Consider the following 24,181-nt stretch of genomic DNA (forward strand, 5'->3'; position numbering starts at 1 on the left):
ATCACCTTCTCCGCGGTCGCCCTCCATCTCCAGCCTTGGCTTCGGACGCCCGTGACGGTTACAGCACAAGGCCCCGCCTTTCAAGGGACCTTCGGCCCTGCCGCCGTGAGGACGACGAGCGCGGACGTGGTCAGCGCCATGGGTCTCCTCGGGTATCGCGGACGATGACACCGTCGGCGGGACGGGCACGATCCGGCCGGGCGAGCGACGGTCGGTGAATTCCATCACAGGAATCGCCGGAAAATGATTCCGTCACATTACGGGATAACTAAGGATCAGTTACCCGAAGCACGAGCACAATGGACTCCATACGCTTTGGCAGGCGACGCCTGCCCGGCCGGAAGCCGAACACGACGGAAATCCGGCGCCCCGCCGCGTGGCCTTCGTTACAGTCACAGCCGCCCCGGACCTCGCCTTTCCTGTGCGCCCCGTCACAGGAAAGGCAGAAATACCAGGTCACCGGGTATTCACGGCGGGCGAACCCGCCGGTCGCACGACTGCCGGTTCCGGCACCCGCTCCGCGGCATGGCACAGACAGTTCACCGGGTCTTGCACAATGGATGGCGAAAGCCATTCGTTCCGCTCTTGACCCCCGAGAGAAGGACATGATGTTCAGTTCGAGTCTCTCCCAGGCCGCTTTCCTCTTCATCCTGTTCATCGCGATGCTCGTTCTGGTCGCGGCCTTCTATTCCGACGACTCGCACAGCCACCACGAAAGCGACAGGCGCTGGAGCCGCCGCTACTGACACGCCCTGAGCCCGCCCACCGGCGTGTCCCCACACCCTCTCCATGCCGCGACGCTCCAGTTCGGCGAGCACCCGAAGAACGCCCGGCTCCCAAGGGATCGGGCGTTCCCGCGGCTCCGCAGCGGCCCCCGCCCTCGAGTTCGAACAGCGAGGCAGCGTCGCGGGTAGCCCTGGTGACCGAACTGAACCGTGACGGCTGATCTGCTGTTCGGTTCCGCATGGTGACATGCGAAGTCAGGATTCCGTTTCGTCGACGAGTGCGGTGTCCCAGAAACCACGGACGATCAGCAGCGCGCTGGGAAGATCGGCGGGGAGATCGGTGAGTCCGTCCGCCTGGACCGGATAGACGTCTGCCCAGAAAGGGGGCGGGTCGGGAATGGACAGAGGCAGTACATGCGTGGCACGTACGTCGAAGACATGGCGGGCCACCGACACCAACTCGCGATCCGGTTGCAGGCCGTCCTCGATCAACAGCACCAGGTCGATGAGGTCCTTCACCCTGGTGTTGGGCCGGTTACCGTAGTCGCGGGTGAGAGCGTGCAGCTTCTCTGCGAAGTGCTGATTTCTATGGACGGCTTCGATCTTCCGGGGGGCGATATCAGCGAATGCCAGTACACCCGGCAACTCGATCTGCTCGGTGGCCGCCAGCTCTTCTGCCCGCTGTACCACATCCAGCCTGACCGACGCGTACAGCTTGCCGGCCAGGAACCCTTCAACGGAGAAACGCCAGGCCGCACGGCCCTCGGAGTCACGTTCGAGTTCCCGAGGCGGTCCCACCCGGAAAACGAAACAGTCGCCGTCGACATCTTCCGCCAGGGTCTCGATCAGTTCATCCTTCAGGGCGGCACCGCTGAGATCTCCGTCCCGCAGGGCGAGATCGAGATCCTTCGTGGCACGCGCTCGATCGAGGAATCGGAACTCCAGGGCGGTGCCGCCCTTCAGGACCCACCAGCCGGGCTCGGTGGCGGCGAGTCGGGCGGCAATCCGATCGAACAACGCGCGTCGGCGAAGTCGACCCAGGTCGGTGCCGTCCGCCTCGGCCTGCCGCCTGAGCCTGATCTCCAGCGCCTTCCGCAGGTCGGCAGGCGACTTGTACGAGTTCATTAACTCTTCTCCTGGAGTGCCCGTTCCACTCCCAGCGAAGCCTGGGCACCCAGCCGCTGTGCTGCGTGGAGGAGTTGCCGCCGGGTGGCTTCACCACGTTCCAGGAGCTCCGAGACCGCTGAGTCGATGACATCCTGATCGGCGGGGATCGCGGCGGATTCCGCGATCGAGCGCAGCGGGGAGGTCACCTTGAAGCCCTCGCGCTGGACGATGTCGTCCTCGTCGAGGACGGCACGGTGGAGGACGACAGCCGGATCGTTCTGCCTGAAGCCTGGTGGCACGGTCAGATGGACGGCGCGGGGATTGGCGATACCGAGATCGTGGACGGCGAGCGCGGTGAGATGCGAGACGACCGCACGGTTCTTGCTCCACAGGCTCCACCGGGCCAGCGAGGCCGTGTCGCCGGTGTCCAGTTCGAGGAACTCCCGGAATCGGTAGATGCCTCGATCGATGCGGATCCAGTTCCCCCGCTGGGTGTGGAACCGCTGCGCCTGGTAGGAGTAGCCCTCTTGGAGAGCTTGGGCTGCGGTGAAGTAGCCGCTCTGCCCCGCCGCGACACGCCACAACCTGTCACGCGCGTTCCGGGGCTCCACCAGCATGGCAGCAGCTTAGCCGCTGACAACCCATAGTCACTTTTAGTTTGCTGAAGACGCAATGCATAAAACTAAAATTTCTATAGAGTTCTACGTCCGACTCACTGACGGACGCGCTTCCCGAAGCCCTCATCCGCGCCGAACCCGTCCACCGCGCCTGGTTCGAAGCGGACCGCCGAGGAGCGGACTCCCCCATACCGCCAGAGAAGCGGACGTTCTTCGGTTCGCGTGTGGAAGACGCGTCGTCGCACCACCATGGAACGGTGAGTGACACGCGGGTACGTTTGGTGACCGAATTTCCCGACCACGGCCTGGGCGAGTTGGGGCGGGTGGCGCACGGGGTGCTGCACGGTTGCCGGGAGGCCGGGCCGACGGAGGAGGCGCGGCTGTTCCTCGGGTTGAACACCCTGCCGGATCAGCCGTCTCCGTTCCCCGGATACATCGGGTTCCCGGCCCAGCCGGGAGCGTGGTCGGCGTGCGGCGGGAACCTGATGGTGTTCCTGATGTCGGCGGCCCGGTCGATGCGGGCGCAGCCCGCACCGCCCGGATCGGCGTTCGGGCCGGAGTACCACCGCATCCAGAAGCTGCTGCGGCAGGACGCGATCCTCATGTCCTACCCCGCCTACGATGAGAATCCCCAGGCGTGGCGGCGTTTTCCGGTTCCCGCGCGGGACCTGGCGGAGCGAGAGGCCACGTCCTCACTCGGCCGGCCCGGGACTCCAGGTAGCGCTGCTCGGCGAGGCCGGCGGTGGCCTTCGCGGCGCGACGGTAGTGCTCGTACGCCCCTGCCGCGTCGCCGGTCTTCTCCAGCAGATGCGCCCGTACGGACAACAGCCGGTGATGCCCGGCCATCCGCTCGTCGCTGTCCAATGTGGACAGCAGGGCCAGCCCGGCCTGCGGGCCTTCGGTCTCGGCGAGCGCGATCGCCCGGTTGAGGGTGACCATCGGGTTGGGCGCGATCCGTTCCAGGATCAGGTAGAGGGCGTGCACCTGCGGCCAGTTGGTCTCCTCGGCCGTGGCCGCGTCGGCGTGCGTGGCGGCGATGGCGGCCTGCAACTGGTAAGGCCCCAGCGCCGGGCCGGCCAGCGACTCCTTGACCAGCCCGATGCCCTCATCGATCATTTCGCGGTCCCACTTCTCACGGTCCTGCTCGTCCAAGGGCACCAGGTCTCCGGCCACCGTCGTCCGGGCCTCCCGGCGGGCGTGGGTCAGCAGCATCAGCGCGAGCAGCCCGCTCACCTCGCCGTCCTCGGGGAGTCGGGCGTGCACCATCCGGGTCAGCCGGATCGCCTCGCGCGCGAGGTCGGCGCGATGCAGCCGGCTGCCCGAGGACGCGGTGTAACCCTCGTTGAAGATCAGGTAGAGCACGTGCAGGACGACCCGCAGCCGGTCCTCGCGCTCCGCGCCGTCCGGCAGGCCGAACGAGCTGCCTGCGGCCTTGACGCGCTGCTTGGCCCGGCTGATCCTGACCGCCATCGTGCCCTCCGGCACCAGGAACGCACGGGCGATCTCGGCTGTGGTCAGACCGCCGACCGCCCGCAGCGTCAACGCGGTCTGGGAGGCCGGGGTCAGCGCCGGATGGCAGCACAGGAACAGCAGGACGAGCGTGTCGTCGGTGTCCGGCACCTCGGGCGCCGCCTCGACGGCCGTCGCCGACTCCCGCTCACGGCGCGCGTGGTCGCTGCGCATCTGGTCGATGAGCCGCCGGGACGCCACGGCCACCAGCCAACCGCGCGGGTTGCCCGGCACGCCCTCGGCCGGCCACTGCACGACGGCGGCGAGGACGGCCTCCTGCACGGCGTCCTCGCATTCCTCGAACCGGCCGTGCCGGCGCACCAACGCGCCGAGGACCCGCGGCGTGAGCTCACGCAGCAGGTCCTCGATGGGCGGGGCTGTCATGCCTCCAATTGTCCGTCGGCGAACATCACCTGCCGCACTTCGACACCCAGACCTTCGATCGCGGCGTCCGGGATCCGCGCCGCCAACTCGATCGCCCGCTCCTTGTCCTGACAGTCGATCAGGTAGAAACCGCCCAGGTACTCCTTGGACTCCAGGAACGGGCCGTCGGTCACCGCCGGCTGGCCGTTGCGCACCGACACCACGACGGCCTGCGACGGGTCGACCAGCGCCTGCGTGGTGATCAGCTCGCCGGAATCCTTCAGCGCCTCGATGAACGCGCCGTGGCCCTCGCCGATCGCCGCCTTCTCCTCGTCGGTCAGCGCGTCCAGCACCGCCGGATTGATGTGCATGCTGATCAGGAACTGCATCTCGCACCCCTCGTGGTTCACGGGCCCGGACCGGGCCCTTCCACCGGTTGGTCGGAGCCGCCTCCGCCGTCTTGACATCCAAGCCAGAACTTTCGCATGGAGCTCCCGTACCGATGTCAAGAATCCTCCGGCCGCTCCGACCAACCGGCGGTACATCGAGAGAACAGAGAGAACAGAGAGTTACCAGAGATGCGAATCAACCGGGCATGGCTGGGAGCGGCCCTCCTCATGCTGCCGACATTCCTCGTCGCGATGGACACGACGGCGCTGCTCCTCGCGCTCCCGAGGCTGAGCGCCGACCTGGGCGCCACCGGCGTCCAGCAGTTGTGGATCAGCGACGGCTACGGATTCCTGGTGGCCGGCATGGTCATCACGATGGGCACGCTCGCCGACCGGGTCGGCCACCGGCGGCTGCTGATCGTCGGCGCGGCGGCGTTCGCGGCGCTGTCGGCCGTGGCCGCCTTCGCGACCGGCCCGCTGATGCTGATCGTCGTGCGTGCGCTGCTGGGCGTGGCCGGCGCGGCCCTGGCACCGGCCACCCTCGCCCTGCTCACCACCATGTTCCGCGACGAACGGCAGCGCGGGAAGGCCATCGCGATCTGGGCGGCCTGCCAGTTCACCGGCGGCGCGCTCGGACCCGTGCTCGCCGGACTCCTGCTCCAGCACTTCTGGTGGGGATCGGTGTTCCTGGCCGCCGTACCGGCGATGGCGCTGCTGGTGCTCGCCGGGCCCGTCCTGCTGCCGGAGTCCCGCGGCGACCAGGTCGGCCGACTGGACCCGGTCAGCGCCGGACTGTCGCTCGCGGCGGTGCTCCTGATGGTGTACGGCATCAAACGACTGACCGTCGAGGACGCGCGGGCCGTGCCGGCGGCGGCCCTCGTCGTCGGCACGGCCATCGGAATCCTGTTCGTACGCCGGCAACTGCGGCTGGAGACCCCGCTGCTGGACCTGCGGCTGCTGCGCAACCGCCCGTTCACGGCAGTGATCGTCGCGCTGGTCTTCGCCGGCATCGCCATGGCCGGCACGGGCCTGCTGGTGACCCAGTACCTGCAGAGCGTGCTGGGCTTCTCGCCGATCGCGTCCGCGATGCTCTTCGCACCGATGGGCCTGGGCGTGGCGGCCGGCACCATCGCCGCACCGGCGCTGGCCCGGCGGATGAGGCAGACGACCGCGATCGCAGGCGGGCTGGCGGGGTCGGCGCTGGGCTGCCTGCTGCTGGTCGGCGTCGACGGTACGGGCGACCTGCCACTGGTGATGACCGGCATCGCCGTACTGGCGTTGGGCACCGGCCCGCTGTTCGCGCTGGGCACCGGACTGGTCGTCGGATCCGTGCCGCCCGAACGCGCCGGCTCGGCGGCCTCGATGTCGGAGACCGGCAACTACTTCGGCGGTTCGCTCGGCCTCGCGCTGCTCGGCGTGGTGGCCGCGGTGGTCTACCGCAGCCGGATGGACGGCACGTCCGACTCCCTGGCCGACGCGGTCGCCGCCAGTCGCCGTCTGCCCGACGGCCAGGGCGCGGAACTCCTGCGCACCGCGCGAGAGGCCTTCACCGCCGGCCTGCATGTCACCGGCGTCATCGCCGCGGTCATCTTCGCCGGGCTGGCCGTACTGATCCTGGCCATGCGCCCGACGACCCGCACCGCCCCGGACCCTCTCCCCGACTACGAGGTGGCTCGCTCATAGGGTCCCGCGGGAGAGCCCGCGCTGATCGAGGGCCGGGGCCACCGGATCGGTCAGGAATCGAGAAGCCTCCCCGGCCGCCCCTTCTCTAGCGTGAACGTGACGGGCGTCGAAGCGAATGGCTGGAGGCAGCAGATGTCAGGTGAGCGGAAGACGGGAAGCGGTGCAGGACACGGGGCGTTCTCCCGGTGGATGCAGCACCGTATGAACGCTCGCGTGAATCGTAAGCTCCGGGGCGGGCGCGGGTCGTTCATGGGGATGGACGTCCTGATCCTGCACACTGCGGGCCGCCGGAGCGGCGAGATGCGGGAGACGCCTGTGGCGTGGTTCGCCGACGGCGAGGACGCTTGGCTGGTCGTCGCCTCGGGAGGCAAGGGCCGGCACCCGGACTGGCATCTGAACCTGATGGGGCGCCCCGACCGGGCATCGGTCGAGCTGCCCGGCCGCGGCGCCGTTCCGGTGGAGCCGCGCGTGCTCGACGGCGCCGAGCGCGATCAGGCGTGGAAGCGCATCGCCGCCGCCCAACCCCGGCTGGAGAAGTACCAGCGCAAAACGGACCGCGAGTACCCGGTGGTCAGGCTCACCCCGCGGTGAAGCATCGGGCGGAGTCAGGCGGGGGCGGGGGCGGGGAGGGTCGACAGGCCGATCGTCGGGCAGAAGGACCGGGCTCGGACGGCCGCCCGCCGGGTGACGGCGCGGGAGTTCGCGAGGGCCTGGGAGGAGGCGGCCTCCATCGCCTGGGAGCCGAAGCCCATGCCGCCGAAGCCGGAGCCGCCGAAGCCGGAGCCGCCGAAGGGCGACGAGCCGATGTTGCCGATCACCGCCATCGAAGTGAGATGGGAGCGGCGCAGGGTGTCGGAGGTCAGTACGGCGTGCAGCTGGCCGCGCTGGCGCAGGCGCAGCATTGCCCGGGCGGCGGGCACGCCGAGGCCGTCGGGGGTGCGGGTGGGCAGGAGCACCTGCGGGACCTCGGTCGGGGAGCCGTCCTTCCGGCCGACGTTCTCGGTGATCATCATGCCGGTGTCGTGGTCGATGTTCGCGCGTTCGGCGTGGATCCACCGCAGTTCTTCCAGGTCTGCCGGGGAGACCGTGATCCGCCGGTAGACCTCCCGGTGCTCCGGTGCCGCCGACAGTGCCGCCAGGCCCGGTTCCGTGACGGCCGCGACGCAGTCGTTCCAGCCGGTGGCGACCGCCGCGCGGAAGTGCTCGATCCCGTCCGCGGTGTTCCCGAGCCGTCCGCAGGCGTCGGCGAGCAGGGCGTGGAGCAGTCCCTCCATCCAGCGGGGGCCGTGTTCGCGCACGGCGGTCAGTAGTCCGCCGAGGTCCCGGCGGGCCTGCTCGTGGTCGCCGCTGATCATCGTGCCGCACGCCTCGTGCAGCTCTTCGAAACCGATCTCCATACCGTCCACGGTAGGGACGCGGTGTCCGGCCGGGAGGTGAGCGGCGTCCCGTCGAGGGCGGGAAGATCAGCCCGTCTTCTCACCAGATCTTCGTCCAGGGTGGCGGGATCACGCGGTCAGCGGGTTGATCTCCGCGCCAAGTGGTCGCGGATCGCGGAGAAGCGGATCCGTTCCTGCTCGAGACGTATCGATGGGCCGTGGCGGTGGGTGGACAGATCGTTCCAGAGCGCTGTCTCCGCCGGGTTGAGAGACTCAGGCAGCCCGGCTTGCACGGGTTCGAGGGTCCAGTGCGTGCGGTGCGAGAGGAGAGTCGCCTCGTCCATGAGCATGGACTCGGTGTGCGGGAAGCCGGCTCGGAGGCGACCGAGGATGGCGAGTCCGTGGGTGTCGATGTCCCCCCAGTAGACGAGGTCGGTATCGGCGAGCCAGCGGAGGGACGAGAGCAGGTTGACCGCGTACCCGCCGCCGAGAACGGCCATGGCTCCCGGTGTGTCAGGGAAGGCCAGATAGGTGATCTCGTTCTCGATGACGTAGACGGTCGTCACGCCCTCCGGCCGACTGATGAACTCGGCGGCGCGAACCGTGAGCTCGGAGAATCCGGACAGGCGCGAGCCGTTGAGGAGGCGGAACCGGATCTGCTCCGGTTTCTTCTGGAACCCATATCTGGCCTCGAAGTCCGAGCGCGGCTGCTCATCCCGGATCCGGCGGGGGTCGAGCTGGAGGTCCAGCAGAGTCGCCAGCACCCCTCGATGGCGTTCGATGAACTTCGTGTCGACGCCCGGAGCGTCGATGTGGCGGAGGAACATTCCGGGATCGGCCCGTTCGTCGATCCAGCGGACGGCGGCGAGGATCGAAGGCCAGGCGTCGGACAGAGCGAGGGCTTTCATCGGGTTGGCGGCGACCCATGCCGCCAGTTCCTGTGACTGCGCCGCCGTGTCATCCAGAAGGGTGCGGAAGGTCCGGACCGAGTCCGCGGTGTCCAGGAGCGCCCAAAGCGTCTCCCGGTCGTCGACCCACGCGCGGAAGGGGATCGTGTTGGCGCCCAGGGTCCGGGCGCCGATCTGTTTGTGTTCGATCCGCAGACGGCGCTCGTTCTCCCAGAGCGCGACCCAACGTCTGACCTCTTCGAACCGGGACGCCAGCTCGGCCGCACGCGGTCCGCGGATCGGCACGGGCAGCGGCTGCCAGGTCTCGCCGGAGGCCAACGCCGTCAGGTAGGCGCCGGACGACCACCGCTTGCGGAGCTTCTCCCGCACGTCCCGCGGGGTGGTCCAGGTCACCGGGCCGCCGCGTGCGCGTTCCGGCGGGCCTTGTACTCCTGGATCGTCAGGGTCTGCAGTCTGGAGTACCGGCCGTTGACGTTGTCGACGTAGCCGACGGCGGAGATGAACGGCTCGATGACGTGGATCTTCTGGAGCGGCGTGACGATCATCAGTTGGAGGCCGAGGTTGCGGAAGAGCCGGAGAGCGAAGCGGGTCGACTCGTCCGAGCCCCGGCCGAACGCCTCGTCGATCACCGCGAACCGGAAGGTCTTGGATCTGGCCACGCCCCACTCCAGCTTGAACTGGTAGGCCAGGGACGCGGCGAGGATCGTGTAGGCCAGTTTCTCCTTCTGGCCGCCGGACTTGCCACCGCTGTCGGAGTACGTCTCGTGTTCGGTGTCGTCGGCACGCCACCTCTCCGACGCCGAGAACACGAACCAGTTGCGGACGTCGGTCACGCGCCTGGTCCAGGCGCGATCTTCGCCGGTCAGGCCCTCCCTTCCCCTGAATCGTTCGATGAGGCGGCTGACCTGCAGGAACTTCTCCTCGGAGTACTGGTCGGAGACGTTCGACGACAGGGTCCCGGCCGTGCATTCACGCAGTTGGGCCTGGAACTCGCGGACGTCGGTGTTGGGGCTCGCCTCGGCCTGGAGCCGGATGTAGCGGCCGGGGTTGTACTCGACGGCCAGCAGCGAATCGTTGATCACCGCGACCCGCTGCCGGATCAGATCGGCCTGCTGGCTGAGCTTCGAGCTGAACCCCGCGATGTCGTTGATGGTGTTGGTGTTCAAGTAGGTCTTGAACCGCTCCCGGAATCTGGGCAGGTCGTCGTCGACCAGCCGCGCGTGCAGTTCCCGGTATCCGGGCGCCGACAGCACGGAGTCGTCGAAGTCCGTCGTCTCGGCCGGATGGCGCCTGCGGAAGTCGGCCATCTGGGCGACGATCCGGTTGGCCGAGGTGCTCTGCGCTTTGGACCGCCCGTCTATCCTGCCGGTGAGCGCCTTGGCCGCCTCGGCTTCGGCCCGATCGCATTCGGCCGGATCATCTGGTCCGGGGAAGCCGCGGACGAGAGCGGGGAAGTATGCGGCAGCGGCGGCAGCGGCGGGCTCGGCCAGCATCGTCGAAGCCTTCTCCGCTTCGTCTGACGCGCTTTTGATCCGGTCTTCCAGCCTGCCGATCGCTCTCAGGCAGTCTCCCCGGGTCGACTCCGCCCGTTCGATCCCGGCGTTCACCGCCTCGATCTGCTCGGTGAGACGTTCCAGCTCCCTGGAGGACTCCCGCAACGCCTGCAGTTCGTCGGACAAGCCGGCGATCAGGTTGACCTGGCTCTGCCAGTCGATCTCGGTGAAGTCAGTGGTCTCCCCGAGCAAGGCGAGGACCTTCTCGTGGGAGAACACGGTCTCCCGTTCGCGTTGGAGCCGCTTGTGCCGTGTTTCCAGCCGGCTCTGCTTCTCCTGGAGCTCCGCCGCCTGCCGCAGCAGAGCCTCGATCTTCTGCTCGTTGGTCCAGCCGAGGACGTAGGCGCCGCGGTCGTCGATACGTCTGGTGTCGTCCTTCTCGTGGCGGCCGCCGCCGCTCTTGATCTGGCCTTCGACGGTGACGGCTTTCGGCGCCCGGCGGAACTCGGCCATGTTCTCCGCGCACAGGTGCCCTGCCCGCCCCGCCAGCTCACGTTCCAGCCAGGGGTAGAACTCGCCGTCCTTGATCTGCAGTTTGGTCGCGAGCGCAGGACCGTGTCCGCGCGGGTCCGGGCTCCGGGCGGGAAGATCGGCCGGCACCCGGTAGTAGACGAGCCTGGCGCCGAGATGATGCTCGTTGATCCAGTCGGAGACCTCGGTGTAGAGGTTTTCCGGCACCAGCATCGACAACGCGAAGGGACGCAGCAGCCGTTCCGCCGCTCCCTCCCAGCGGCTCTCCTCCGGGCGGATCCGGATCAGTTCACCGGCGAACGGCAGGTCCTCCTCCCGCACGTCCAGCTCCCGGCAGAGCCAGGCACGCAACTCCAGCCGGTGGGTCGGGATGTTGTTCTTGCGGTCGCGGAGGCTGCGGATCTCCTTGTTGAGCGCCTCGGCCCGGTCTTTGAGCTGCCGTCCTTCCACGCCGAGTTCGTCGAGGCCCGCCTGAAGGTCTTCGCGCGACTCCCCTGTCTTCCGGACGGCCTCGCGGATCTCCCGCGACCGGACGGTGAACTGCTCGGCGGTCTCCACCGTGGCGAGCCCCACCTCGGCGAGCCTGTCACCGAAGACCCGGGCCCGGCCCGACCGCTCGTCCCTGACGTGTTCGGTTTCTTTGATGCGTGTCTCGAGTTCGGTGAGCCGAGCCCCGCCTTTGCCTTCGCGTTCGCTGACCAGTGCGGCCTGCCTGGCGCGCAGCTCTTTGATCCGCTCGCTGAGTTCTCTGTGCTCCCGGCGGCGCGCGTCCAGTTGCCCGTTCAGTTCGTCGAGGCGCTGCCGCAGCAGTACGGCCTTGTGGTCGGCGAAGAAGTAGCGAAGAGCGTCCCGCTGCCCGCTGAGGCCGTTGATCTCGTCGCGCAGCCTGTCGTGCCTGTCGCATTCCTCCAGCAGCGGGGTCAGCGCTTGGAGCTGCTCCTCGGCCCGTTTCACCGAGTCGTGCGCCCGGGTCAGGTCGTCGAAGTGCGCGATGAGTTTCGCCGTCCAGGCCGCGGCGTCGAAGGGCTCGAGCATATGGTCGCGGACGAACTTGTTCAGGTCGCTGACGGACTTCATGGAGACCGTCTGGTGGAACAGCTCCATCGCTTGTTCCGATTCGATGCCGAGCCTGCGCCGGAAGTCCCGGCCGTAGGCGGGAAAGTCGTCGTGGACCTTCGTTCCGCCTTTGCGCAGCCGCCGTTTGAGCGCCGCGATGTCGGTGCCGAATTCGGTGAAGTCCCCGGCGATCGAAAGGTCGTGGTCGGCGACCGCGTAGAAACGGTCCGGTTGGTTGGCGTCCTTCATCCAGAAGACCTGGGCGAGGCTCACCGTCGTCTCGTAGCCCTCGTTGGCGAACACCCCGACGATCACCGAGAAGGAGTCGGAGCCGCGCAGCGCCACCGGCTGGGACACGCCCGTCTCCTCGTTGCGCTGCGACTTGTGGAATCCCAGCACGTAGGAGCGGAGGCTGCGTTCTCTGCCTTCCGCGCCGGCCGCCTTGTTGTAGGCGATGCGGTTCGCCGGCAGCAGCAGCGTGGTCACCGCGTCGACGACCGTGGACTTGCCCGAGCCGATGTCGCCGGTGAGCAGGCCGTTCCTGCCGTCGGTCCGGAAGGTCCAGACCCGCCCGTCGAAGGTGCCCCAGTTGTAGAGCTCCAGCCGCTTCAGCCGGTAGCCCGCCAGGGTCTCCCCCTCGGCGTCGTCGAGTTCCACCGAGCTGAACAACGCCCCGGTCATTCGCCCGCCTCCCCGGACAGCTGACCCGCGTAGGCCGCGAGGCCCTCTTCGAATCCCGCCAGCCACTGGCCGTCGACGAACGCCTTGAGGATCCGGCGCACCTCGAACAGGTCGTCCTGCCCGGTCACCCGCCGCAGGAAGCCCAGCTCGATCACCTTGTTGATGTGGGTGTCCACCTGGTTCACCAGCCGGGCCTCGTTGCTGCCGTCGGGCAGGAAGAGCGTGAGCATGTCGACGATCTGCTGCCGGGTCAGCATCAGCCGGGTGTCGGCGCCGCGGGCGTCGAACTCGGCCAGCCGTTTGCGCAGCAGCGCGAGCAGCAGGCTGACGTGGAAGGAGAGGGAGCGTCTGGGGATCAGCCGGGGCGGCCCGTCCTGTTCGTCGTCCTCGGGCCTCGATCTCAGGAACGCGTAGCCTTCGGCCTCGTCGACGACCAGGACCAGCCCGAGCACCGCGACATGGTCGCTGACCTGGGACCGCAGTTCGAGCAGATGCCGCCAGGCCTTCTCGTGGCCGTCCCTGTAGACGACCCCTTTCATCACCTGGGTGACGGCGAGAGACAGCTCGGCGCTCACCACTCGCCTCCCGTGCGGCAGAAGTTGGCCCTGGGCAGTGTCGCCGTGCGTTCCGCCCCGTCGTCGTCCTGCCAGGTCACCTCTTCGGTCCTCGTCTCGTCGTACACCAGTTGGAAGGCCTCGTCGGTCAGCCCGAGGTAGCCGACGAGCTCCGCCAGCCCCTGGGACAGCGGGCGTTCGCGGATCAGCTCGGCCAGCCCGATCTGGGATCTGTTCTGCAGCGCGCGCCGGACTTCCGCCGCGAGTTCGGCCCTGTCGACGTGGAACTGCTCGAACAAAAGGTCGACGGCGAAGTCCTCGCTGCCGGCCGCGATGCCGGTGCTCTTGATCGGCTTCTTGACGCGCGGGGTGTAGAGGGGCCGTTCCATCGGCAGGCCCAGCTCCGGCGCGGTGCCCTCCAGCCGGGTGGTCACGGGGACCGGCCCCTCGACCCGGACGGCCAGCGCGTGTTTCTCGATGCTCCGGACGATCTCCACGACCCGCCGGTTCTCCGCCCACACCTGGTCATCGAGGAATCGTCTGAGCTGTTCTGACAGCTGCCGTACCGTCGTCTGGGTCTGTTCGCCCGCGTCGAGCCAGTCGTAGTGCACGTAGCGCAGCCGCGGATCGGGGTCGTCGATCTCCTCCAGGGACTGCACCTGCTCGAGCAGCCCGGAGAGTTCCTCCTGGCGTGCGCTCGAGAGCAGGAAGTCGTAGAACGCCTGGAAGCTCTTGCCCTGGTCGGAGTCGGTGATGCTCTCCCGGTTGCCCAGGATGTCGTCGAGGAGGGCGCCCTTCGGCCCCTCCCAGGTGGAGATCTTCTCCCGGAGCCGGCGGTCGAGCGCCCGGAAGTTGGCCTCGACCTCCCGGAAGTCCGCCAGGAGTTCGCGCGCCGTGCCGGTGACCTGCTGGTAGCGCTCCCGTTGCGCCGTGGGTTCCAGCGTGCGGAAGTCACCCGCCTCCACCCTGGCGATCTCCTCGTCGATCTCCCGCCGACGCCGCCTCAGCTCCTCCAGCCGCGCCTCGGGGTCGCTCGCCGCGCCGTAGACCATCTGCCGCAGCAACTCGAAGATCGTGTTGAGCCGCGACTCGGTGCCCACGAAGGACCGCTCGGTCAGCGCCCTCACCCAGCCCAGGGCCTTCTCCACGGCCGGAGTGGCGTCGAAACAGGGCTCGTCGGTCCCTTCCGGATAGTACTTACGCAGATACCCCATCCGGGGGTCCGCCCAGTCGTCCAGGTAGGCCTTGGCCGCTTTGGGGAAGGTCCCCTGCCCGAGCCGCTCGTTCAGCGCGTACAGCTCGTCGTCCAACCGTCCGGCCAGATCGGCGGCCGAGATGGACCGCACGTTCTCGCTGACGAACACCCTGCCGAGGAAGCTCAGTACGAGAGCCGCGTTGTCGGCCCGCAACAACCGCCATGCCGCGCTCTGCCGCCGCAGGTCGCTGATCTCCTCGTAGTCCACGCCCCTCACCTCGCGCGCAATGCTACGCACCAGGGCGGCATGCCACCTTTGGATCAGCCGGACTCCGTGCCGCTCCGGGTGCGTTTCCTCTTCGACTCGGTCTTCAGGATCTATGGTCTGCTCTCAGACGCACTCAAGGCTGAAACAGAAGTGAACCTGAGCGCTTCCCAGCTGGATCGGAGACGACGAGGCCGCCTCTCCACCTTCCGGTCTCGTCGCGGTAACGGTGCTGCAGTCCACGAACCCTTGCCCCGTATGCCGTCCGCACGGCGAAGTAGCGACCGGAACCATGTGCCGAACCAGACGGTGCGCCGTACGAACAGGCCGCCATGGGGAAGACCAGGGTGGAGGCGATCAGGTCCGCCAGCTGCAGACCAACGTGATTGTCGCTATGCGCGAACAACGGAACCTCCAGCATCGCTGGGTAAGGATCGCCTCCTGTGCGCCACTTCTGGGTAAACACCGAGTGCGCCACCGGGATGTTGAGATTCTGGCTGCGGCCGTCAGCGATCAGCACCCCGGTGGCGTTCCTGCCCAGAAGAAACTGGCTGAAATGCAGGGCGATGTCCTGAACCGCATAACAATAGGTCGCTTCGGGCTTAAGAGACTTACCCACCTCTTTCACCCACACCCGGCCGACCAGCCGACATCCATAGCCTTCGACCAAATCCAGAAGACCGGTGCGGAACAGGTCGGCCTGACGGCGTTTGTTCCGGGACGGGCTGCGGGTCATCTGCAGAATCTCGCTGCCTTTGATCTCGGTCAGCACATGATCCAGAGCCGGGCTGCGCGTGAACCGACCGGGGAAGAACCGGCGTTTGAGGGCCAGGAAGTCCCGGGTGAGCGCCGGGACGTGACTCGCCTCGATGATCAGCCCTCCGATCACCATGGCGGGAGTCGCCTCTATACCGAGGTCGGGAGGTTCACACCCTCCGGATTCATCCAGGTAGCAGAAGTACACGGAGAGTAAAGATAGCGCTAAGGCCGCTCCGAGGAGCGGCCTTAGGATGTGGTGTTCGGCCTGCGGCCTAAGCACCGATACAGGTTGCTGCCCTCAGACTACCCGACGGCAGGTCAGGCCGGGGCCCTCCGTACCGAGAGCCGCGTTGTCGGCCCGCAACAACCGCCACGCCGCGCTCTGCCGCCGCAGATCGCTGATCTCCTCGTAGTCCACGCCCCTCACCTCGCGCGCAATGCTACGCGCGAGGGCGGCATGCCATCTTTGGATCAGCCGGACTCCGTGCCGCTCCGGGTGCGTTTCACCACGGTGGGAGTCGCCTCCATACCCGAGACCCGCTGGTACCCCTGCGGAGCGTCCCCGCGTGTGCGTCCGCGCATCGAGGACGCGCGGCGGGTCAGGGCCGCAGGGAGCGGGTCAGACCTTGGTCGCGCCGTGGTCGATGGGGAGTTGCGCGCCGGTGATGGTGCGGGAGTCGTCGGAGGCGAGGAAGAGGACGGTGTTGGCGATGTCCTCGGGCTCGGAGAAGACCGGGTCGGTCAGGATCTGGCCCATGGAGGCACCGTAGGAGGGGTGGTCGGTGAAGATCTTCTCGGCTTCCGGTCCCATCTCGCCCATCGGGGTGCGGACACCCCACGGGTGGATGGTGTTGACGCGGATGCCGTAGGGCGCGAGCTCGATGGCGGCGGACTTGGCGAAGCCGACGACGCCGTGCTTGGCCGCACTGTAGTGGGACTGGCCGGGCAGCGACTTGATGCCCGCGACGGAGCTGGTCGCGATGATGGAGCCCCCGTTGCCCGCGGCGATCATCGCGGGGACGGCGGCGCGCAGGGTGTTGAAGACGCCGGTGAGATTGATGTCGATCATGTCCTGCCAGCGTTGCGGGCTCATCTCCCAGAAGCGCCCCCAGTTGACGACGCCGGCGTTGGCGACGACGATGTCCAGCCGGCCCAGCTCGTCGACGCCGCGCCGCACGAGCTCCTCCAGCGCCTCGAGGTCGCGCACGTCGGCGACGCTGTGGACGACGCGGCGGCCGAGCTTCTCGACCAGGGCGACGGTCTCGGCCAGCTCCTCGGGCGTGGCCGCCGCGTAGTCGGTCTCGGTGGGGGACGCGCACAGGTCGGTGAGGATCAGGTCGGCGCCCTCTTCGGCGAGCCTGACGGCCTCCGCGCGGCCCTGGCCGCGCGCGGCACCGGTGATGAAAGCGACCCTGCCTTGAACCCTGTTCATGACGTTCCTTTCGAGGGCGGACCCGGACGGACGGCGCGGGGTCTGCTCTCCCCGCGCCGGACCGTAGGAGGGCTCGGTTCCGGGGCCCGCCGCACACCGCGCGCCCCGAAGCGACATACCGGGGCTCCAGGCGTTTAAAACATGAATTACCAAGTTGACAAGACATGTCGGTTTTGTCCCGCCATGGACTCGCACGGAGGCAGGGCGGTTCTCAGCGAGTCGGACGATGAACGGTCACAGCCCGAACTCGCCGCGCTTCACCCGCGAAACGAGCCCGGCGAACGCCTCCCGCCGGACCTCCAACTTCCCGAGGCCACGATTCTTGGAGTCCCGCAGCCCGATCCTGCTTCCCAAAGCCGCCACTTCGACGCAGACGTTGTCGTTGCCGGTGCCCGTGTAGGAACTCTTCCGCCAATTGGTCACTCGTACATCCTCATGGTCCGAATGATCAGGTCCCTCGAAGCGTCCCGGGATTCGGCGAGCGCCCCGATTTCTTCGAACTTTACTGCGAGAGCATCAGCCTCGTCACCGGCCTCGATCAGACGTCCACCGAGCTGCGCACCGGCGTAGGCGATCTCCCGTCCCTTGATCTTCAACACTTGGAAGGGGCCGTCATCTCCAGGGTGCGGACCAGCCAACCGTGGGATCACGCGAACACTGACATGTGCTCGCTCTGAGATCTCAAGGAGGTGCTCGCACTGCTTACGCATAACAGCAGCACTCCCGACCGGACGCTCAAGAACATCCTGGTCGATGAGAATCCAGAGGCGTGGCGGCGTTTTCCGATTGTGGATCTCCTGCCGTTTCATCCGTGCCTGAGTTTCCTCTTCGGCGATCTCGACATGTCCCGCCGCCCTCAGCACCGCGTCGGCATAGGCCTCGGTCTGGACCAGAAGCGGGATGCCCTTCCCGTGGAAGACCTTGATGACCTCGGCCGACGCCTCGTACTGCACGTACTGCCGGAACCAGTCCGGATCGTGCCCCTGGGTCGCATACCGGTGCAACCGCTGAAAGTGGCCACCCGTGTCCCACGCCTCGTCGAGAAGCTTCAGGTGCCGGTCGGACGGCCGCCCGCGCGCCGCCTCCCAGTTGGATACAGTGCCGCGCGTCACATACACGATCCGCGCCGTCTGAGCCAGCGAGAGTCCCCGCCGAGTCCGGTGAAGCCACAGGTCGAAGGCCAGCCAGGCCCACAAGGAGGAGTCCGGGTCGATCGTCTCCCTGACGGTCATCGCTCACCCACCCGTGTATGGCGTATCCGGTAATGCACAGCACGCTAAACCAATGACACGGAGAGTGAGAGTGACTTCGAGTATTTCAGGGAGGCCCCATGAGCACCGACGAACCGTCCGCTCCCGACGACGCCGAGATCCGCCTGACGATGCCCCGGGGCGGCGACGCCCTGACCCGGCTGCAGGCCGAACACCCCGGCTGGCGGATCTTCCGCTCGCGCAAACGAGACGGGCGCGCCGGGGACGACTGGGTGGCGTCGCGGCGGGACGTGCGGGCCGGGATCGACCCGACGGTGATCTGCCGGAGCGCCGAAGAACTCCGGCAGGCGCTGCGCGAGCAGGCGCGAAGAGCCCAGGGTCCGGTCCTGCCCGACCCGGCGGCACTCGACCTGCCGGGCTGGACGGTCACCGTGGAAGAGGGATGGCTGTTCGCCGAGGCACGAAGGTCCTACAGCCTCTACCAGTGGATGGCGGGGGCGCAGAACCAGGCGTCAGCCCGGAGCGTGGAGGAGTTGCACATCCTCTGCGACGCCTACGACGCGCTCACCGAGGCCCTGATTCGAGCCGAGCGGACGCACCGGGCCTGGTTCGAGGCCACCCGCAGCCGATGCGGGGCCGACCGCCCCCAACCGCATACCGCCAGATAAGCGGACGTTCTTCGGTTCGGGTGTGGAAGACGCGCGGTCGCGCCGCCGTCCATGAGCTCCGGTTGACGAGGGCGGGCGTCCAGGTCTGGTCCGGCTTCCCGTGCGGAGAAAGGCGTTCGCGCATCGGCGCCGTTCTCCTGTCCGGCCACTACGATCAAGGCCGACCCGCCCAGCCGTTCCCACGGTGGACTTGGTCGTGGGCCTGGTGATCACACGCACAGGTAAAGATCAAGAGCAGGTCAACTGATCTCACCTTCTGGCAACGGTTCCTGAGTTAATGTGCGGGAAGACCCTGAAGTAGGGCCAGGCTCGCGGCCAGAATGTCTGAGACCGCAGGTTAACTCGTCCATGGACGACATCCGCCCGAAGGAGGAGCCCGTGACCACGGTGATCAGCCGCTCGAACGCCGAGTTGCGGCAGGAGCGCAGGGACCTGCTCAAGCGGGCCGGGCTACCCGAGGCGGAGCTGCGCCGCCTCGCCGCCACATACCAGCTCACCACTGAGCAGCTGGACATTCTGGATGCCATCGACAACATCGATTTCCTGCTGAACGATTGATGTCAGAAGACGACGAGCTCCGCCGTCAAGCCGAGAACTTCGCCAACGCACTCACCGCTACCGTGTCCGGCGTCCTCGGACCAGGACACCCGAGGGCGGTCCTTCCCCCGCCATCCCGATCAAGATCGACGGCACTCCGCGCCTTGAACTGACCGTCGCCCTCCAATGCACCTGGGACGGCGAACAGCACTTCCTGGCGATCGAGGACTCCAGGGCCCACGTCCGGATGGTCGGCGGCCGTCCCGAGCCCCTGTTCCGCTGGGAATACCTGCGCAAGCCCGAGAGCAACGTCCCCAGCGCGCACTTCCACATGCACGCCCACCGCGACGAGATCGTCTATCTGCTACTCACGGGCGGGAAGAGCAACCTGCGGATCAAGAAACGCGCGCAGCAGCTCGGTGAAGCCTCGCCCACCATCCCTCAGCTCTCCAGCCTCCACCTTCCCCTCGGCGCTCCGCGGTTCCGGCCTTGTCTGGAGGATGTCCTCCAGTTCCTCATCGAGGAGTTCGGCATCGACTGCGAGGCCGGCTGGAGGGAGGCGATCCATGAAGGCCGCCGCGCCTGGCGCAGAGTGCAGACGGGTGTCGTGGTCCGGGACTGCCCCGACGAGGCGGCCCGCGTACTCAAGGAACTGGGCTACACCGTCGTGGCCCCCGAGAATCTGCCGCAGGAAAGCAGCAAGCTCGCCCTGTACTGAAAACCGTCCGGGCCTCGCCCCTGGCGCTGTGGCGAAGGCCTCGGAGCCCAGGACCCCGAGGCCTTCGTCATGCGAGAGCCGTCGTACACGCGGTCGGCACCGCACACCGGGTTCCCCAGCGCCGAAGAACTCCGGCAGGCGCTGCGCGAGCAGGCACGGAGAGCCCGGAGTCCGGTCCTGCCCGACCCGGCGGCACTCGACCTGCCGAGCTGGACGGTCACCGTGGAAGAGGGACGGCTACTCGCCGAGGCCCCGAGCCGGGCCGAGCGGACGCACCGGGCCTGGGGCTCACACGTCCACGGCGCCGCCCGGACGATCACACACGGCAACCGGCACTTACCGGATCAGCATGCGTCGAGGAGCTCTACCCGACCTGCCTCACGAGTCTTGAAACCGACCTGGAAATCGGCATCGAGAGCACGGGCGAGACGCCGCAGCAGCGGAATGGTCGGGATGGTACCGCCCGCCTCAAGGACCGACAGGGCCGGCTGAGTCATCCCCGCCCGTGCCGCGACCGCGGCCTGGGAGAGTCCCAGGGTCTTGCGCCGTTTGCGCGCCCACTCGGCCAGCTCATAGGCGAGTCGAGCCTCTTCGTAGCCCTGGGCGACCTCTTCGGTATCGCGCTCGGCGCGCTCCCATTTCCTGTGCCCGCTCATCGCGGCTCCCTGTCGTAGATCTTCTCAGCGTGGCCATGATGCTCCGCCTCACACGTCTCCTGAGCACGCACCGCCCGGTCGATCTGCTTCTGCTCACTGCGTCGCGTCTTGTTGAAGACCGTCAACAGCACGGCCCGCCTTTCGCTCGTCAGCCAGTAGGTGATACGGGTCTCGACGCCCAGGATCGCCGGACGCGACTCCCATACCTTCCCCTTGAGATGGCCGGCATACGGGAAGCCCAGCGAAGGACCCCTGGAAGCGAGAAGATCGCGATAGAAGAGCGCCTGGCCGTATGCCTTGTCGGGCAGCTCCTTCAGCCACTGCTCCATCTCGATCTCGTATCCCCCGCTCATACAGTCAAGCATATATATGCCCAAACATATAGAGGGGTGAATCACAAGAGACCTTCACGGCTGCCGCAGGAAAGCAGCAAGCTCACCCTGTACTGAAAACCGTCCAGGACCCGCTCTCGAAGCCATGACGAAGGCCTCGGAGCCAGGGCCCCGAGGCCTTCGTCATACGAGAGCCGTCGTGCACACGGTCGGCCGACGACGTACCGGCCCGCCGATCTGACGCCGCCCCATGAAGAGGCAGATCAGGACTAGGCGAACAGGCTGCGGCCGATGATCTCCTTCATGATCTCGGTGGTGCCGCCGAAGATCGTCTGGATGCGGACGTCCTGGTAGGCCTTGGCGATCGGGTACTCGGTCATGTAGCCGTAGCCGCCGAAGAGCTGGACGCAGGTGTCGACGACCGTCTTGCACATCTCGGTGTTGCGCCACTTGAGCATGGCCGCGTTGTCCGGGGTCAGGCTGTGGGTGGTGTCGGCCAGGATGCACTGGTCGGTGAAGGCTCGGGCGAAGGTGAGCTCGGTCTTCATCTCGGCGAGCTTGAAGCGGGTGTTCTGGAAGGCGCCGATGGGCTTGCCGAAGGCCGTGCGGGTCTTGCAGTACTCGAGGGTCTGCTCGAAGGCGGTCTCGGCGCCGGCGAGGGCGGAGACGCCGATGGACAGGCGCTCGCGGGCCAGGTTCTGCATCAGGTAGATGAGGCCCATGCCCTCCTCGCCGAGGAGGTTGGCGGCGGGGACGCGCACGTTGTCGAAGAACAGCTCGGCGGTGTCCTGGGCGTGCATGCCGACCTTGTCAAGGTTCCGGCCGCGCTCGAAGCCGGGCATGCCGCGCTCGACGACCAGGAGGGAGACTCCGCGGGAGCCGGCCGACGGGTCGGTCTTCGCGACGACGATCACCAGGTCGGAGAGGATGCCGTTGGAGATGAAGGTCTTGGAGCCGTTCAGGACGTAGTGGTCGCCGTCCTTGAGGGCGGTGGTCTTGATGCCCTGCAGGTCGGAGCCGGCGGCGGGCTCGGTCATCGCGATCGCGGTGATGATCTCGCCGGAGCAGTAGCCGGGGAACCAGCGCTGCTTCTGCTCGTCGTTGGCGAGCTGGCGGAGGTAGCCGCCGTTGATGTCGTTGTGGACGGCGAAGCCGGGGCCGTGCACGCCGGCGCGGGCCAGCTCCTCGTTGAAGATCACGTAGTAGCGGTAGTCGTCGTTGCCGCCGCCCCCGTACTCCTCGGGGATGTCGATGCCGAGCAGTCCGGCGCGGCCGGCCGCCAGCCACACGTCGCGGGAGACGATGCCGTCCTTCTCCCACTGCTCGTGGTAAGGCGTGATCTCCTTCGCGATGAAGGACCTCACCATGTCGCGGAACGCCTCGTGTTCCTCGTTGAAGATCTCGCGCGCCACGGGCCACACTCCCAGGTAAGTACTCACTGACGGCGTCAGATTAGCACCCGCTTTGTCAGCCGATGAGCATCCGGGTCCGGGTACTGACAATCTGCCGCGTACGGGGGAAGGTGTGCCAGGCCCGCCACTCCAGACCCCGCTTGACCTGCCGGACCAGCACCCCGCCCAGCTCGTCCTTCTGGAGGGGGAAGACCGCGGCCAGGGCGTCGTCCCGGCCCGTCAGGTAGTTGCGCAGGAAGGCCACCGCGCGGTTGAAGTCGGCGTAGTCACGCTTGTAGATGTCGGCGGTGAAACCGTACGACCAGCCGCCGACCTCCCGGTGCAGTTCGTACGGCAGCGGCCCTTCGAGCCCGTAGAGCTCGGCGACGGTCTCTGCCAGCGGGCCCGCCACCACCTGGTGGCCGGTGCTCAGCAGCCGCGCCTCCACCGCGATCCCCGCCACCGTCCAGGCGCGGGAGGCCAGGGCCTCCTGCGGCGGGAGGTCCAGGGTGAAAGCCAGACCGTCGGCTCGGACGTCGACGGCGGGGCGTGCCAGCTCCAGCATGGGAACCTTCCAAAATCTCTGATTTCCCCGGATTGTACGTCGGACTGTCCCGACTCAGTCGTCCAGCGCGGAAGGGATCACCTGCACATTGCAGACCTGCCCGTCGCGGTGCACGGCGAGCGTCAGGGTCCGGCCGACGCGGTCCCCGCCGAGCTGGTCGTACAGCGCCGCCCGGCCGTCGATCTCCACCCCGTCGATCGCCAGCAGCGCGTCCCCGACCCTCAGGTCGTGGTTCACGTCGCGCCCGATCCGGGTGACGACCTGGCGTTTGACGGTCCGCCCGTCGATCTCCACATGGCGTTCGGCGATCGCGATGCCCAGCGAGGCCCGGCTGACCCGCCCCTGCGCGATCAGCTCGGCGGCGACGGCCCGGACCGTCCCGGCCGGGACCGCGAAGCCGATGCCCGCGCCGTCCGCCCGGATCGCGGTGTTCACGCCCAGGACCCGGCCCCGCGCGTCCACCAACGGCCCGCCGGAGTTGCCGGGGTTGATCGCGCAGTCGGTCTGCAGCACCCGCTCCAGCGACCGGGCGGAGCCCCTGGTGGGCAGCGAGCGGGCCAGCCCGCTGATGATCCCCAGTGAGACCGACTCGGGGTACAGGCCCAGCGGCGAGCCCAGCGCCAGGCACAGCTCGCCCAGCCGGGCCGGCTCCGGCCGCAGCTCCAGATGCTCGGGGGTCTCCCCCTCCAGCTCCAGGACGGCCAGGTCGGTGAGCCGGTCGAACCCGACGACCTTCGCGGGCCGCGACGGCAGCCCGGGCAGCTCCGCGATGATCTCGTCGCCGTCCTCGATCACGTGCTGGTTGGTGACCACGTGCCGGTCGCCGTCGAGCACGAAGCCCGACCCGTACCCGACCTTCTGCCCGCAGTGGACGCTCAGCGCCACCACGCTCGGCAGGACCCGGCCCGCCAGGGCGGCGAGCTCGTCACTGAACTCCGCGAGCCTCACACCATCACCGCGTCGTCGTCCTCGTCGTCCTCCTCGAAGGACTTGTGGCCGCTGAAGCTCTCCTGGAGCTCGTCGTCGAACTTGTCGGCCAGCGAGCCGATCGCGTCCGCCGCGTAGGAGAGGTTCTCGACGGTGACCGTGTCGGCCAGCAGCTCCGTGCTCATGATGACGTCGCCGTCCTTGAGGTAGACGCGCGCCTGCAGGATGCGGGAGTTGAGGTCGTTCAGCGCCTTCAGCAGGCTCCGGCCGCCCGCCGCGTTGCGCAGGACGACCGACCACACGCAGACCAGCGCCGGGTTCTCCCCGCGGTCGATCACGTCGATGTGGAAGAGGGCGCTGCCGCGCCGCACCGGGATCGAGCCGTCGTCGTCGACGTGCAGGGGGCCCTCGCCGCCCAGCATCTCCAGCACGATCTTCTCCACATAGGCCCTGACCATGGCGATGGGAGCCATGCCGCACACCTCTCAGTAGACCGACAGGGAAGTGATCATTCTTCCCAAAATGGTCGCTTC

27 protein-coding genes are annotated in these 24,181 nt (G+C 67.8%); 6 read left to right on the forward strand and 21 right to left on the reverse strand.

Annotation, left to right across the window (positions count from 1 at the left end):
• The first annotated feature begins 608 nt into the window (after positions 1-608).
• Positions 609-746 (forward strand): hypothetical protein, encoded by a 138-nt coding sequence (locus ABGB12_RS03385; RefSeq protein WP_347674483.1) that lies wholly within the window; start codon positions 609-611, stop codon positions 744-746.
• Between the two features lie 234 nt (positions 747-980).
• Here ABGB12_RS03385 and ABGB12_RS03390 read toward each other — a convergent pair whose 3' ends face one another.
• From ABGB12_RS03390 to ABGB12_RS03410, 5 genes are all read right to left on the reverse strand, one after another.
• Complete coding sequence (locus ABGB12_RS03390) at positions 981-1,850, reverse strand: nucleotidyl transferase AbiEii/AbiGii toxin family protein (RefSeq protein ID WP_347674485.1); 870 nt, start codon at positions 1,848-1,850, stop codon at positions 981-983.
• A complete protein-coding gene (locus ABGB12_RS03395) occupies positions 1,850-2,449 on the reverse strand; it encodes a type IV toxin-antitoxin system AbiEi family antitoxin domain-containing protein (RefSeq protein WP_347674487.1) in 600 nt (199 codons plus the stop codon). The genes ABGB12_RS03390 and ABGB12_RS03395 overlap by 1 nt, the downstream gene beginning before the upstream one ends.
• Positions 2,450-2,858: 409 nt before the next feature.
• Positions 2,859-3,053, reverse strand: coding sequence for a hypothetical protein (locus ABGB12_RS03400; protein ID WP_347674489.1), 195 nt, complete (start codon positions 3,051-3,053; stop codon positions 2,859-2,861).
• Positions 3,050-4,342: a DUF6596 domain-containing protein gene (locus tag ABGB12_RS03405; protein ID WP_347674490.1), complete on the reverse strand. Its 1,293-nt coding sequence runs from the start codon at positions 4,340-4,342 to the stop codon at positions 3,050-3,052. Before ABGB12_RS03405 ends, ABGB12_RS03400 begins: the two co-directional genes overlap by 4 nt.
• The gene (locus ABGB12_RS03410) at positions 4,339-4,710 is read right to left on the reverse strand and encodes a YciI family protein (protein WP_347674491.1); all 372 of its coding nucleotides are present in this window, start codon (positions 4,708-4,710) and stop codon (positions 4,339-4,341) included. The genes ABGB12_RS03405 and ABGB12_RS03410 overlap by 4 nt, the downstream gene beginning before the upstream one ends.
• Before the next feature lie 189 nt (positions 4,711-4,899).
• Between ABGB12_RS03410 and ABGB12_RS03415 the strand changes: the two genes are divergently transcribed.
• Together ABGB12_RS03415 and ABGB12_RS03420 are read left to right on the forward strand one after the other, a co-directional pair.
• A complete protein-coding gene (locus ABGB12_RS03415) occupies positions 4,900-6,393 on the forward strand; it encodes an MFS transporter (protein WP_347674492.1) in 1,494 nt (497 codons plus the stop codon).
• 201 nt (positions 6,394-6,594) lie between these two features.
• Positions 6,595-6,984, forward strand: a complete 390-nt coding sequence (locus tag ABGB12_RS03420; protein WP_347674494.1) for a nitroreductase family deazaflavin-dependent oxidoreductase — start codon at positions 6,595-6,597, stop codon at positions 6,982-6,984.
• A gap of 14 nt (positions 6,985-6,998) precedes the next feature.
• On the opposite strand, the gene ABGB12_RS03425 is transcribed toward ABGB12_RS03420, so the two are convergent.
• The 10 genes from ABGB12_RS03425 to ABGB12_RS03470 all read right to left on the reverse strand — a co-directional run bounded on the left by ABGB12_RS03425 (position 6,999) and on the right by ABGB12_RS03470 (position 17,875).
• On the reverse strand, positions 6,999-7,790 hold the full coding sequence (locus tag ABGB12_RS03425) for a hypothetical protein (protein ID WP_347674495.1): 792 nt from the start codon (positions 7,788-7,790) through the stop codon (positions 6,999-7,001).
• A 116-nt stretch (positions 7,791-7,906) separates the two neighbouring features.
• On the reverse strand, positions 7,907-9,070 hold the full coding sequence (locus tag ABGB12_RS03430; RefSeq protein WP_347674496.1) for a DUF3322 domain-containing protein: 1,164 nt from the start codon (positions 9,068-9,070) through the stop codon (positions 7,907-7,909).
• Positions 9,067-12,438 (reverse strand): SbcC/MukB-like Walker B domain-containing protein, encoded by a 3,372-nt coding sequence (locus ABGB12_RS03435; protein ID WP_347674498.1) that lies wholly within the window; start codon positions 12,436-12,438, stop codon positions 9,067-9,069. The genes ABGB12_RS03430 and ABGB12_RS03435 overlap by 4 nt, the downstream gene beginning before the upstream one ends.
• Complete coding sequence (locus ABGB12_RS03440; RefSeq protein ID WP_347674499.1) at positions 12,435-13,013, reverse strand: DUF4194 domain-containing protein; 579 nt, start codon at positions 13,011-13,013, stop codon at positions 12,435-12,437. The genes ABGB12_RS03435 and ABGB12_RS03440 overlap by 4 nt, the downstream gene beginning before the upstream one ends.
• Positions 13,010-14,485, reverse strand: coding sequence for a DUF3375 domain-containing protein (locus tag ABGB12_RS03445; RefSeq protein ID WP_347674500.1), 1,476 nt, complete (start codon positions 14,483-14,485; stop codon positions 13,010-13,012). The genes ABGB12_RS03440 and ABGB12_RS03445 overlap by 4 nt, the downstream gene beginning before the upstream one ends.
• Before the next feature lie 103 nt (positions 14,486-14,588).
• A complete protein-coding gene (locus tag ABGB12_RS03450; RefSeq protein ID WP_347674501.1) occupies positions 14,589-15,416 on the reverse strand; it encodes a DUF3800 domain-containing protein in 828 nt (275 codons plus the stop codon).
• 93 nt (positions 15,417-15,509) lie between these two features.
• Positions 15,510-15,638, reverse strand: coding sequence for a hypothetical protein (locus ABGB12_RS03455; RefSeq protein ID WP_347674503.1), 129 nt, complete (start codon positions 15,636-15,638; stop codon positions 15,510-15,512).
• Positions 15,639-15,830: 192 nt separating this feature from the next.
• Entirely contained in the window at positions 15,831-16,643 is an 813-nt protein-coding gene (locus ABGB12_RS03460; RefSeq protein ID WP_347674504.1) for a mycofactocin-coupled SDR family oxidoreductase, read from the reverse strand.
• 234 nt (positions 16,644-16,877) lie between these two features.
• Positions 16,878-17,066: a DUF397 domain-containing protein gene (locus ABGB12_RS03465; protein WP_347674506.1), complete on the reverse strand. Its 189-nt coding sequence runs from the start codon at positions 17,064-17,066 to the stop codon at positions 16,878-16,880.
• Positions 17,063-17,875, reverse strand: coding sequence for a helix-turn-helix transcriptional regulator (locus ABGB12_RS03470; protein WP_347674507.1), 813 nt, complete (start codon positions 17,873-17,875; stop codon positions 17,063-17,065). The genes ABGB12_RS03465 and ABGB12_RS03470 overlap by 4 nt, the downstream gene beginning before the upstream one ends.
• 98 nt (positions 17,876-17,973) lie before the next feature.
• On the opposite strand from ABGB12_RS03470, the gene ABGB12_RS03475 reads away from it, so the two are divergent.
• From ABGB12_RS03475 to ABGB12_RS03485, 3 genes are all read left to right on the forward strand, one after another.
• Positions 17,974-18,522 carry a hypothetical protein gene (locus ABGB12_RS03475; protein WP_347674508.1) on the forward strand — a complete coding sequence of 183 codons (549 nt, stop codon included), beginning with the start codon at positions 17,974-17,976 and terminating at the stop codon, positions 18,520-18,522.
• A 378-nt stretch (positions 18,523-18,900) separates the two neighbouring features.
• Positions 18,901-19,080, forward strand: a complete 180-nt coding sequence (locus ABGB12_RS03480) for a hypothetical protein (protein WP_347674510.1) — start codon at positions 18,901-18,903, stop codon at positions 19,078-19,080.
• Positions 19,081-19,306: 226 nt separating this feature from the next.
• Complete coding sequence (locus ABGB12_RS03485; RefSeq protein WP_347674512.1) at positions 19,307-19,777, forward strand: hypothetical protein; 471 nt, start codon at positions 19,307-19,309, stop codon at positions 19,775-19,777.
• 344 nt (positions 19,778-20,121) lie between these two features.
• Here ABGB12_RS03485 and ABGB12_RS03490 read toward each other — a convergent pair whose 3' ends face one another.
• The 6 genes from ABGB12_RS03490 to ABGB12_RS03515 all read right to left on the reverse strand — a co-directional run bounded on the left by ABGB12_RS03490 (position 20,122) and on the right by ABGB12_RS03515 (position 24,121).
• On the reverse strand, positions 20,122-20,433 hold the full coding sequence (locus tag ABGB12_RS03490; RefSeq protein ID WP_347674514.1) for a helix-turn-helix transcriptional regulator: 312 nt from the start codon (positions 20,431-20,433) through the stop codon (positions 20,122-20,124).
• Positions 20,430-20,786, reverse strand: coding sequence for a type II toxin-antitoxin system RelE/ParE family toxin (locus tag ABGB12_RS03495; RefSeq protein ID WP_347674515.1), 357 nt, complete (start codon positions 20,784-20,786; stop codon positions 20,430-20,432). The genes ABGB12_RS03490 and ABGB12_RS03495 overlap by 4 nt, the downstream gene beginning before the upstream one ends.
• 248 nt (positions 20,787-21,034) lie before the next feature.
• Complete coding sequence (locus tag ABGB12_RS03500; protein WP_347675034.1) at positions 21,035-22,177, reverse strand: acyl-CoA dehydrogenase family protein; 1,143 nt, start codon at positions 22,175-22,177, stop codon at positions 21,035-21,037.
• A gap of 55 nt (positions 22,178-22,232) precedes the next feature.
• Entirely contained in the window at positions 22,233-22,721 is a 489-nt protein-coding gene (locus ABGB12_RS03505) for a DUF2617 family protein (protein ID WP_347674516.1), read from the reverse strand.
• Positions 22,722-22,775: 54 nt separating this feature from the next.
• Positions 22,776-23,669, reverse strand: coding sequence for a trypsin-like peptidase domain-containing protein (locus ABGB12_RS03510; protein ID WP_347674517.1), 894 nt, complete (start codon positions 23,667-23,669; stop codon positions 22,776-22,778).
• Entirely contained in the window at positions 23,666-24,121 is a 456-nt protein-coding gene (locus tag ABGB12_RS03515) for a YbjN domain-containing protein (RefSeq protein WP_347674519.1), read from the reverse strand. Before ABGB12_RS03515 ends, ABGB12_RS03510 begins: the two co-directional genes overlap by 4 nt.
• Positions 24,122-24,181 lie beyond the last annotated feature (60 nt).

The sequence above is a fragment of the Actinocorallia sp. B10E7 genome (assembly GCF_039871655.1).
Classification (GTDB): domain Bacteria; phylum Actinomycetota; class Actinomycetes; order Streptosporangiales; family Streptosporangiaceae; genus Actinocorallia.